The sequence below is a fragment of the Bacteroides sp. LFL-34 genome (assembly GCF_027257075.1).
Classification (GTDB): Bacteria; Bacteroidota; Bacteroidia; order Bacteroidales; family Bacteroidaceae; genus Bacteroides; species Bacteroides ovatus.
This window is the reverse complement of the sequence record NZ_JAPQKZ010000015.1, coordinates 96,623-108,793: the sequence shown is the minus strand read 5'-3', so window position 1 is coordinate 108,793 and position 12,171 is coordinate 96,623. Positions and strand designations below refer to the sequence as shown.

At 47.2% G+C, this 12,171-nt stretch carries 9 protein-coding genes and 1 riboswitch; all 9 genes read left to right on the top strand.

Annotated elements, in window-relative coordinates; genetic code table 11:
• Positions 1-259 precede the first annotated feature (259 nt).
• Positions 260-451: riboswitch (cobalamin riboswitch) on the top strand.
• A gap of 155 nt (positions 452-606) precedes the next feature.
• The 9 genes from N5O98_RS11420 (at position 607) to N5O98_RS11380 (ending at position 12,151) form a co-directional block, all read left to right on the top strand.
• Entirely contained in the window at positions 607-1,524 is a 918-nt protein-coding gene (locus tag N5O98_RS11420) for a DUF4465 domain-containing protein (protein ID WP_004289228.1), read from the top strand.
• Positions 1,525-1,588: 64 nt separating this feature from the next.
• On the top strand, positions 1,589-3,370 hold the full coding sequence (locus tag N5O98_RS11415) for a PKD-like domain-containing protein (protein ID WP_004293827.1): 1,782 nt from the start codon (positions 1,589-1,591) through the stop codon (positions 3,368-3,370).
• A 14-nt stretch (positions 3,371-3,384) separates the two neighbouring features.
• A complete protein-coding gene (locus tag N5O98_RS11410; protein ID WP_004311297.1) occupies positions 3,385-5,475 on the top strand; it encodes a lipoprotein in 2,091 nt (696 codons plus the stop codon).
• A gap of 28 nt (positions 5,476-5,503) precedes the next feature.
• Positions 5,504-6,604 carry a YncE family protein gene (locus N5O98_RS11405; RefSeq protein WP_004293828.1) on the top strand — a complete coding sequence of 367 codons (1,101 nt, stop codon included), beginning with the start codon at positions 5,504-5,506 and terminating at the stop codon, positions 6,602-6,604.
• 18 nt (positions 6,605-6,622) lie between these two features.
• Positions 6,623-8,701, top strand: coding sequence for a TonB-dependent receptor plug domain-containing protein (locus N5O98_RS11400; protein ID WP_004311295.1), 2,079 nt, complete (start codon positions 6,623-6,625; stop codon positions 8,699-8,701).
• 11 nt (positions 8,702-8,712) lie between these two features.
• Positions 8,713-9,852, top strand: a complete 1,140-nt coding sequence (locus tag N5O98_RS11395; protein ID WP_004289233.1) for an ABC transporter substrate-binding protein — start codon at positions 8,713-8,715, stop codon at positions 9,850-9,852.
• On the top strand, positions 9,853-10,833 hold the full coding sequence (locus tag N5O98_RS11390; RefSeq protein WP_004311292.1) for a FecCD family ABC transporter permease: 981 nt from the start codon (positions 9,853-9,855) through the stop codon (positions 10,831-10,833).
• On the top strand, positions 10,830-11,588 hold the full coding sequence (locus N5O98_RS11385) for an ABC transporter ATP-binding protein (protein ID WP_004289235.1): 759 nt from the start codon (positions 10,830-10,832) through the stop codon (positions 11,586-11,588). The genes N5O98_RS11390 and N5O98_RS11385 overlap by 4 nt, the downstream gene beginning before the upstream one ends.
• Complete coding sequence (locus N5O98_RS11380; RefSeq protein ID WP_004289236.1) at positions 11,585-12,151, top strand: DUF2284 domain-containing protein; 567 nt, start codon at positions 11,585-11,587, stop codon at positions 12,149-12,151. The genes N5O98_RS11385 and N5O98_RS11380 overlap by 4 nt, the downstream gene beginning before the upstream one ends.
• Positions 12,152-12,171: the final 20 nt, after the last annotated feature.

Below are 12,171 nucleotides of genomic sequence, written 5' to 3'. Positions count from 1 at the left end.
TCTGGTGCATGATATTAATAGTCATTATTCTGTCTGCTTTTTTTGCTTGCATAATTGCAGCTAACAGTTATCTATTCCAGAACGCATTGTTATGGAAAATGGCAAGCTGTTTTGTTGGTTTATGGATATTGTGTATGATAATTACCGTCTTCGTTTGTCGTAAACTTGAATGCTCTAATTAAAACAGTACGGTTGTCATGCTTTGTGTGTTTTATTATAAATATTATGAATTATTTGGAATTGATATGTAATATAGATAATTTTGCAGTCGGGAAATGGTTTCGGGAGGTTTACGCCTTCCGAATGAAAAGGGAACCCGGTGAAAATCCGGGACAGTACCCGCTGCTGTGAGTCCACAAAAACGGACATCGAACTTTTGCCACTGGTGTAATACCGGGAAGGCACGATGACCGGGACGAGTCAGAAGACCTGCCATGACCGGAATGAGATTTACACCTGCGGGATATACGGGTCGTAATCAAATAAGGAATAGCTCATCGGCCATTCAATATTTGAAGACAGACATATTCCCGTTCGTGTAAGTCCGCACGAACGGGAATTTTTTGTGTTTGTTAATAATATGTTTTACATTAAAATGAGTGACCTATGAAAAGAAAATTACGCTTTCTGGCAGGTGCCTGTCTATTTACCGCAACCGCCTTGTTCTCTGGCTGTAGCTCGGACGATGACTTTTTGATGGACCCGGTTGATTCCGGAACTTCGCAAACCCGTGCTGTGACAAATTCGGACGGTACTTTAACTATCACTTTCGATGATTTCGATCCCGGCATGTTAGCAGGACCTACCTCGGCCGGAGAAAATCTTTATTCGTACCAAGGGTATCCTCAAGTAACCACCATTTACGACAATACTCCGGAAGAATATCTCTTCCTTTCAATGTTTAATACTGTAGGTGGAAGCACAGAGTATTCCAGCGGCGGCATCGCACTTTCCAACTGGAACATCCGCTCCAATCAGTCGGGAAATACCGGAGACTGGTGGTATTCTTATCTAAACCAATGTTCTGTCTATAACACTGCGGTGGAAGCGGAAGGACAGAATAAGGAAGCCGGGCACAGCGGTTCCAATTTCGGTGTCGTTTACGGATATGTGGATGCTTACAATCAGGCATGGATGGCTAAACCAGAATTTTATTTCAATGTTCCCCGGAAATTGGTCGGCCTGTGGATCTGCAACACCTCATACACTTATGGTGTCATTACTTATGGTAATCAGTTCGGTTCTACGGGGGTAGCGACTCCTCTGAAAGAGATGAAAGGGTATTTCCAAGTGAATCTGGAATGTTATGATGCGAATGGCGGTCTGATCCGCACTTACAAACGTCTTTTAGCCGATTATCGTAACGGCCAACAACAGGTTGATCCTATCACGACATGGGATTATTGGGAAATCAATGCCGAAGGGGTGCAAAGTGTGAAATTCAACTTCGAGGGTTCGGATTCGGGAGCATACGGTTTGAATACTCCGGCTTATATCTGTATTGATGATATCACCATACAATAAAAAGAATACAAGGATATCCCTTCTGTCGGGGGTATCCCTGTTATTTTTCTAAAATCCACACATCATGCATCGTTTTCACTATTTTATTATTTCTGCCTGTATGCTGTTCACCTCCTGCAACAAGGATGAAGTCATTACCGAAGAAGTAGGAGGACAACCTATAATAGAACTTGACAGCGAGACCGGTATTTACACGGTCAAGGTCGATCACGAATTGACTATCGCCCCGACATACCAGAATGTTGAAGATGCTCTTTTTGCTTGGACGATAGACGGTACGCTGGTTTCTTCGGGTCCGTCTCTTCAACGTACATGGAATGAATGCGGGGATTTTTATGTCAAACTAAGAGTAGACAATGCGGAAGGCTATGCCGAAGAGGAACTGAAAGTAGAAGTGAAAGAACTCACCCCTCCGGTCATCTCACTGGCACTACCTTCGCAGGGGCTAAAAGTCGTCCGGAATACCGATTACACATTTACTCCCGATATTCAGCATTCGGATGTCGAAGGGTTCAAAATCGAATGGGTACGGGAAGGAAAAATCGTTTCCACCGAGAATACTTATACTTTCAATGAAAAAGAACTCGGTGTTTATACGGTGACAATCAACGCTTCCAATATAGATGGGACAACAACGAAAGACGTAAGCGTAGAGGTCGTGGAAACGATGCCCTACGTTGTCAAATTCCCGACCCCGTCTTACCTGCAAACATCCACGGACAGGTACACTTTTGCCGACCGTCCTGTTTTCCTGCGTCCGTTGTTGGAGTATTTCGACAATCCCCGTTTTGAGTGGAGTGTGGACGGTCAGGTCATGGAAGGAGAAGTGGAACGCATGTTCAAGTTCACGCCGTCCGCACCCGGAGAATACACCGTCTCCTGTACTGTGTCGGAAGACACACCGACGGAAAAAATAAGCAGGAATATCGACAAAGGGAAAACGGCTGTCACTGCCACCGTAAAAGTCGTTTGTGTGGACAAAAAGGAACAAGACGGCTTCCGGGCTTCGGGAAGTTCCAAGCTCTGGAATAAAGTCTATGAATATACCCCAGCTCCCGGCCAATTTATCAACGAGACGAGCACGATAGGCGGTATGACCGGCAACGAAACATCCCCTGAAGCGGCTGTCGCATGGGCAACACAGCGTTTGAAAGACAAACTGCACGTCTCTTTAGGTTCTTTCGGGGGTTATATCATCGTCGGCTTCGACCACAGTATTCCCAATTCGGGTAACCAATATGATTTCTGTGTTCAGGGGAACGCCTTTGACGGCAGTTCCGAACCGGGTATCGTATGGGTCATGCAAGATATAAACGGAAACGGATTGCCGGATGACGAGTGGTACGAACTGAAAGGATCTGAAGCAGGCAAGGAAGAAACAATACAGAATTTTGAAGTGACCTATTACCGTCCGGAAGGCAAAAAAATGGATGTCCAATGGATCAGTTCCGACGGTAGAAACGGCTGGGTAGACTATCTGTCCGCTTATCATACACAAGACTATTATTATCCGGCTTGGATTTCGGAAAACAGTTATACCCTGACAGGCACTTGTCTGGCCGCCCGCAACACCCAAGATTCTCAAACCGGTTATTGGGATAATCAGAGTTATGACTGGGGGTACGTGGATAATTTCGGAAACGACCAGATAGAAGGCGGCAGTACGGTGGATGGAAGCGGACAAAGGAACGGTTTCAAAATTTCCAATGCCATCCATGCCGATGGAACGGAAGCCAATCTGCAATATATTGACTTTATCAAAATACAATGCGGTGTTCTGGCCAAAAGCGGCTGGCTGGGCGAAGTTTCTACGGAGGTATTTTCTTTTGAGGATCTAACCAAATAATAAAAATTACAAGTATGAAAATTTATTTTCTTCCCATGCTCCTATCCTTGTTCTTTTTGGGAGCGTGTGACAAAAACGATGAAATTATACCTGAAGATGCAGATGAAAATTTCATCACATCGGTCGTGATGACCGTGGACGGGAAATCGTACACGGCCGACATTACGGACAATACAGTAACAATAACCGTTCCCTATACGGTATCGCTGAACAACGCCGAAGTGGAATTCAAGTACACAACTTCTGCAACAATCATACCTGATCCTGAAACGGTAACGGACTGGGATAACGAACGAACCTTCCGGGTGACATCCTATAACGGAGATGCCCGCGAATATACCTATAAGGTCGTGAAAAGCGAGATAGAATCTGACGGAGATGTGGAGTTGAAGACCACCGAGGAGGTAGCTTCTTTTGCCGCAACCAAAACAACCGTTGTCAAAGGGAACCTGATTATCGGCTCTGATGCGGAAGAGGCAGAAAAAATCACTGACATATCTGCATTGGCATCTTTGAAAGAGGTTACTGGCAACATTGTCATTCGTAACAGTTACAACGGTGCAGACTTGACAGGGTTGGATAATATCGTTTCTGCCGGAGGTTTACAGGTAGGTTCGACCGATGTCGCCTCGAAAGCTACGGAACTTCACATGATTTCCATGAAAGCATTGGAAACGCTCTCCGGAGACATATCGGTATATAACGACCAAGTGACGTATGTCCTATTCGAGAAACTGGCAACTATTGAAGGAAGCGTGATGTTCAATGCGTCGTCGTTACAGAGTTTTGAGTTTCCGGTTCTGACTACTGTAGGTCAGGATCTGAATCTTCAAGGACTCAATGAAGAGAACACAGCAGCCGGTTCGATTGCGTCTTTGGAAATACCGGAACTGACAAGTGTCGGAGGGGTCTTGTCCGTAAACAATCTTGCCAAGCTGACTTCCATGAGCTTCCTTAAGCTGAAAGAGACCGGTGGCCTTGATTTCCATACCGTCCCCGTGATGTTGGAAACCATCAACCTTCCGGAAATCGAAACAGTAAACGGAAGTATTATTATGGAAGCCAATATGGAAGCTCCTCCTACCGGTAGTTTTGTTCCCCAACGAAATGACGTGCTTCAGGCTTTCGGTGGAATGGACAAACTGACAACGATAAAGGGACAGATAAAGATAAAGAATTTCACGGCACTCAAACAACTTCCCGACTGGAGCAAGATCACCACACTTGGAAGCATCACGCTGGATTATCTTGAAGATGTGAGCGGAACACTGCTGTTGCCGAACGCCCGATTTGAAACCTTCGGAGAAACAGCGCCCCAGATTGAAATTATAAACAAGGTGCAGCTCTCCAAAATTGAAACAGCCGAAGATTTGTCAAATGTAAATTTTGTCATCACCAGTCTCACGAATAATAAGTTCCCTGAAATCACGTTCAAGAATATCAAAGACTTCACTTGTAAGCCAACCACCAACAATACCGATTATACCATATCGACAATTCAACATGTATATGGAAATCTAAATGTGACAGGCCAAATGCGAAGCAATGCCAAATTTCCCGACTTGGAAATCATAGATGGATATGGATATATCCAAATACCCATGTTTGCTTCAATCACAATGCCAGTCTTGAAAGAAGTGGGAGGACAGTTCTATTTATCTGGAAATTTTACCAGTTGTAACTTGCCCTTACTATCCAAAGTTTGTTGTTCAGCTTCTCCTGTATATTATAAAGAGGGAGAGGGTTCGTTAGCAATATCTTTACAAAGTAAATCGCTGGATATTCCGGAATTGCTTCACGTAGGAGGTGAAGGGTTGTTCGTTAATAAAGCAACAGGCATTACTTGTGATAAATTACAGACTATAGATGGTACGCTACAGATAAAAAGTGCGACTTCTCTTTCTCAGGAAACACTTTCCATGGAGAAGTTGGAGACCTTGCATGGGGTTGTTTTTGACGGTTTGACGAAATTTACCGACTACACTTTCTTCGGCAAGTTTATAGAAAACGGAATGATTACGGGGGAAAGTTGGAGCGTGACGAAATGTGGGTATAACCCAACCTTCCAAAATATGAAGGACAAACAATATACGCAGCAGGATTAAACCTTATACCTTAACCAGAGTACCCGTAATGATTCGGGTACTCTTTTTTATCCGAATGACAATGAGCAGAACAATACAACGGATTTGCCTTTTTCTTTTCTGCCTGCCAGTTTTCGGCAGTTGCATGAAATGGGATTACGGAGAGATGGAAGATTTCTCTGTATCGGCCTCTGGTCTTTTCATTACCAACGAGGGGAATTTCCAGTACAGCAATGCCACGCTTTCCTACTACGATCCCGCCACGTGCGAAGTGGAGAATGAAGTGTTTTACCGTGCCAACGGGTTCAAGTTGGGCGATGTGGCCCAGTCTATGGTTATCCGGGACGGTATAGGCTGGATCGTGGTGAACAACTCGCATGTGATTTTCGCCATCGACATCAATACTTTCAAGGAAGTGGGCCGTATCACAGGTTTCACCTCACCCCGGTATATCCATTTTCTGTCGGATGAGAAAGCCTATGTGACGCAGATATGGGACTACCGTATCTTCATCATCAACCCCAAGACATACGAGATTACCGGCTATATCGAATGTCCAGACATGGACATGGAATCGGGTTCCACCGAACAAATGGTACAATACGGCAAGTACGTCTATGTGAACTGCTGGTCGTACCAGAACCGCATCCTGAAAATCGACACGGAGACGGACAAGGTCGTGGACGAACTGACCATCGGCATACAACCTACTTCGCTGGTCATGGACAAATACAACAAGATGTGGACCATCACGGATGGCGGTTACGAGGGCAGCCCATACGGTTACGAGGCACCGTCTCTCTATCGTATAGACGCCGAGACTTTCACCGTAGAGAAACAGTTCAAGTTTAAGCTGGGCGACTGGCCTTCGGAAGTCCAGCTCAACGGTACACGGGATACACTTTACTGGATCAACAACGATATTTGGCGAATGCCGGTGGAAGCCGACCGTGTTCCCGTCCGGCCTTTTCTGGAGTTTCGGGACACCAAATACTACGGCCTTACGGTCAATCCCAACAACGGGGAGGTATATGTGGCCGACGCTATTGATTACCAGCAACAAGGTATCGTGTATCGCTATTCGCCGCAAGGCAAGCTGATCGATGAATTTTACGTGGGAATCATTCCGGGAGCTTTCTGCTGGAAATAACGAGGAAGGAGGACAAAAATGAAAAGACATCTTATTCTATTGTTCGTGGGGGTAAGCCTGCCCTTTCTGCTTGCCGCCCAGCAGAAAAATTCCGTCAGCATTACCAAAAGGGTACTACGTATTCCGGAGGTTACGGTGGTGGGCAAACGACCTATGAAGGATATAGGCGTGCAACGAACCCGTTTCGATTCCATCGCCATGAAAGAGAACATCGCCTTGTCTATGGCCGATGTGCTGACATTCAACTCATCCGTTTTTGTCAAGAACTACGGACGCGCCACGTTATCCACCGTGGCTTTCCGGGGTACCTCTCCCTCGCATACCCAAGTGACGTGGAATGGTATGCGCATTAACAACCCGATGCTGGGCATGACGGATTTTTCCACCATCCCTTCTTACTTTATCGATGATGCCTCGCTGCTGCACGGAACGTCATCGGTAAACGAAACGGGCGGCGGCTTGGGTGGTCTGGTCAGGCTCTCCACTTCTCCGGCCAACCATGAAGGGTTCGGGTTGCAGTACGTGCAGGGAGTGGGGTCGTTCAGCACGTTCGACGAGTTTCTCCGCCTGACCTACGGTGACAAACACTGGCAGTCCTCCACCCGTGTGGTGTATTCCTCTTCCCCCAACGACTACAAATACCGAAACCGGGACAAGAAGGAAAACATCTATGACGAGGACAAGAACATCATCGGTTCCTATTACCCGACGGAACGCAACCGCAGCGGGGCTTATAAGGATCTGCACGTCTTGCAGGAAATTTATTATAACACGGGCGAAGGCGACAAGTTCGGGCTAAACGCCTGGTATATCAATTCCAACCGGGAACTGGCGATGCTCAGCACGGATTACGGGAACGACATGGACTTCGAGAACCGCCAAAGGGAGCAGACGTTTCGCGGCGTCCTCTCGTGGGATCGCGTGCGGGAGAAATGGAAGGTCGGTGTAAAAGGCGGCTATATACACACATGGATGGCCTATGATTACAAGCGGGACAAGGGAAACGGCGAAATGGCTTCGATGACCCGCTCACGCAGTAAGATTAACACGTTCTACGGAAGTGCGGACGGGGATTATGCTCCTTCAGAGAAATGGCTGTTCACGGCCGGTGTTTCCGTACACCAGCATTTGGTGGAAAGCGCGGACAAAAATATCATCTCGCAGGAAGGTAACAAGGCTGTTGTCGGGTATGACAAGGGACGTGTCGAGTTTTCCGGTTCCGTTTCTGCGAAATGGCGGCCTGTCGATCGTTTTGCCGCCTCGCTTGTCCTTCGCGAGGATATGTTCGGTACGGAATGGGCCCCGGTTATCCCGGCTTTCTTCATCGACGGGGTACTGTCGAAAAAAGGCAATATCGTGGCGAAAGCATCCATCTCCCGGAACTACCGTTTTCCCACGCTGAACGACCTCTATTTTCTGCCGGGCGGTAATCCCGACCTGAAAAGCGAGCACGGCTTCACATACGACGTGGGGTTGTCGTTCTCGGTGGGGAAAGAAAATGTATATGCTTTGAGCGGTGGTATCAACTGGTTCGATTCGCACATCGACGACTGGATCATCTGGCTACCCACAACCAAGGGATTCTTCTCCCCCAGAAACCTCAAAAAGGTACATGCTTACGGGGCAGAGACCAACGCCCACCTTGATATAATGCTCGGAAAGGACTGGAAACTGGATATGAACGGAACTTTCTCGTGGACTCCCTCGATCAACGAGAGCGAACCGATGAGTCCGGCAGACCAATCCGTCGGCAAACAGTTGCCATACGTGCCGGAGTTTTCCGCAACGGTGACCGGACGTCTGTCATGGCGGACATGGAGCCTGCTTTACAAATGGTGTTATTACAGCCAGCGTTATACCATGTCGAGTAATGACTATACCCTGACGGGCTATCTGCCCCCTTACTTCATGAATAACGTGACACTGGAAAAACAGCTCTCTTTCCGATGGGCCGATCTGTCGCTAAAGGGCAGCATCAACAACCTGTTCGATGAAGAATACCTTTCCGTATTGTCCCGTCCCATGCCGGGCATCAATTTCGAGATATTCATCGGCATAACACCCAAGTTCGGAAAAAACAAAAATAGTAAACGATAATCTGCATCAATATGAACGCATTAAAGAATTTAAGCCTGATTTTGTTGCTTTCTCTGGCATTTACAGGCTGCCACAACAAAAGCTCAAAAATCAATGATTTCAACCTGCTGCTTTATGCTCCCGAATATGCCTCCGGCTTCGACATCAAAGGGGCGGGCGGGAAGGAAAGCGTACTGATAACCGTCAGGAATCCCTGGCAGGGAGCGGACAGTGTAACCACATGGCTGTTTATCGTCCGCAACGGTGAAGAGGTTCCCGAAGGGTTTGCAGGACAGGTACTCAAAGGAGACGCCAAACGTATCGTGGCGATGTCTTCCACTCATATCGCCATGCTTGACGCAATCGGTGAAGTCCGGTGTATAACCGGCGTTTCGGGAATCGACTACATTTCCAACCCAGACATCCAAGCCCGCCGCGACAGTATTGGCGATGTCGGCTATGAAGGGAACATCAACTACGAGTTGCTGCTCTCGCTCGATCCCGACCTCGTTCTGCTCTATGGGGTGAACGGCGCAAGCGCAATGGAAAGCAAACTCGAAGAACTCGACATACCGTTCATGTATGTCGGCGATTATCTTGAAGAGTCGCCTCTCGGCAAGGCCGAATGGATGGTAGTGCTTTCAGAAGTCACAGGAAAACGTGAGAAGGGTGAAAAAGCCTTTGCCGCAATCCCGGTCAGATACAACGCCTTGAAAAAGAAAGTGGCCGACAGTACCCTCGGCACTCCTTCGGTTATGCTTAATGTTCCCTATGGCGACTCGTGGTTCATGCCTTCAACCCAAAGTTATGTAGCCCGCTTGATTACTGATGCGGGAGGCCGCTATATCTACCAGAAGAACACGGGAAACGCTTCTATCCCCATTGACTTAGAAGAAGCATATCTGCTCGCGTCGGATGCGGACATGTGGTTGAACGTGGGAATGGCGAACTCCCTTGACGACTTGAAGGCATCATGTCCGAAATTCACCGATACCCGATGTTTCAAAAATGGAGAGGTGTATAACAACAACGCCCGTACCAACACAGCCGGGGGTAACGACTATTACGAGTCTGCCGTCGTGAATCCTGACATCGTGCTCCGCGACCTCGTGAAGATATTCCATCCTGAACTGGTGCAGGAAGAGTGTGTGTATTACAAGCAACTGAAATAGATGCGTTCCCGTTCGACTATATTATTCTCCATATTGATTACGCTCACGGTCGGTCTTTTTTTACTGGACTTGGCCGTGGGAGCTGTCAACATTCCGATCCGCGATGTATGGGCAGCACTGACCGGGGGAAATTGTTCCCGTGCCACGGAAAAAATCGTACTCAACATACGCCTCATAAAAGCTATAGTGGCACTGTTGGCCGGGGCTGCCTTATCGGTCAGCGGTCTTCAGATGCAGACCCTCTTCCGTAATCCTCTTGCCGGTCCCTATGTCCTTGGCATCAGTTCCGGTGCAAGTCTCGGTGTGGCACTTGTGGTACTTGCCGGGATCGGTTCATCAATAGGCATTGCCGGAGCAGCGTGGGTGGGTGCGGCTGTCGTGTTGCTCGTGATAACTGCCGTCGGACAGCGAATAAAAGACATCATGGTAATCCTGATTCTGGGCATGATGTTCTCATCGGGCGTAGGTGCTGTCGTGCAGATATTGCAGTACCTCAGCAAAGAGGAATCGCTGAAAGCCTTTGTCATTTGGACGATGGGGGCTTTGGGTGACGTCACCTCCGGACAACTTCTGATTCTTGTTCCATCGGTGTTTGCCGGACTGCTGTTGGCTGTACTGACCATCAAACCGCTTAACCTCCTGCTGTTCGGAGAGGAATATGCCGTAACAATGGGACTGAATATTCGGCGTTCACGCAGCCTGTTGTTTCTCTCGACAACGCTGCTCGCCGGAACGATAACCGCTTTTTGCGGTCCGATAGGTTTCATAGGTCTCGCTATGCCTCATGTCACAAGAATGCTTTTCCAAAATAGCGATCATCATGTCCTTCTGCCCGGAACAATTCTTTCGGGAGCATCGATATTGCTTCTTTGCGACATCATTTCTAAAATATTCACCTTGCCGATCAACGCCATTACAGCTCTATTGGGAATCCCAATCGTCGTATGGGTGGTTTTACGCAACAAATCCATCACCGCATGATAGAATTACAGCATTTTTCCATAGGTTACAAAGAAAACTCGTTGCTCCACGAGGTAAATGCCACGATAAAAAAAGGTCAACTGACAGCCCTTATCGGAAGAAACGGGACAGGAAAATCGACGTTGCTCCGCGCCATAGCCGGTCTGAACCGGTGTTATTCCGGAAAAATCATTCTCGACGGGCACGACATCGCCTGCATGAAAACCGAAGATATGGCAAAAACGCTGGCTGTCGTCACGACCGAGCGCACGCGCATCGCCAACCTGCGGTGCAAGGATGTCGTAGCCATAGGCCGTGCTCCTTATACCAACTGGATAGGTAGGATGCAAGAAACAGATAAGGAGATAGTCATGCAATCGCTCATTTCGGTGGGAATGGAGGCTTATGCAAACCGCACGATGGATAAAATGTCGGATGGCGAATGCCAGCGTGTGATGATTGCTCGTGCATTGGCACAGGATACTCCTATCATTCTCCTTGATGAACCGACTTCCTTTCTTGACATGCCTAATCGCTACGAACTTGTGGCGTTGCTTCGTAGGCTTGTCCACGACGAGAAAAAATGTATCATGTTCTCGACACATGAACTTGACATCGCGTTGTCCATGTGCGATTCGATAGCATTGTTAGATACCCCGAATTTAAGTTGCTTGACCGCGTCTGAAATGCAGAAAAGCGGATACATTGACAGACTTTTCCAAAATGAAAACATCCGTTTCGACTCCTTATGCGGTACAATGATTTTGAAACAATGAGTATATACACTGTAGAAAATTTTACTTCAGACATCACTGTTGAAGGATACATCGCCGAATTCCGTGACGAACCACATTTTCTTGAACTTTGCAAACAATGTACCAATTACGGTAAAAGTTGGGGGTGTCCTCCATTTGATTTTGATACGGAATCGTTTCTCCGACAATACAAGTATGCACATCTTATGGCAACGAAGATAATCCCTGAAGACAAAGATATTCCGATTGAATATACACAAAAACTCATTTTACCGGAACGGATACGAATCGAGAGCGAATTATTGGATATGGAACGGAAATATGGAGGGCGTTCATTTGCCTATATAGGTAAATGTCTTCACTGCTCAGATAACGAGTGTACGCGTAACTGCGGCACACCATGCCGACACCCGGAAAAAGTGCGTCCGTCACTCGAAGCCTTCGGATTTGACATAGCCAAAACGCTTTCTGAACTTTTTAACATCGAACTTCTTTGGGGAAAGGATGGCAAATTACCTGAATATCTTGTTCTCGTAAGCGGATTTTTTCATAATGAATACGAACTTTGCAACATAGCATACTAATGATTCGGACATGAAATAAA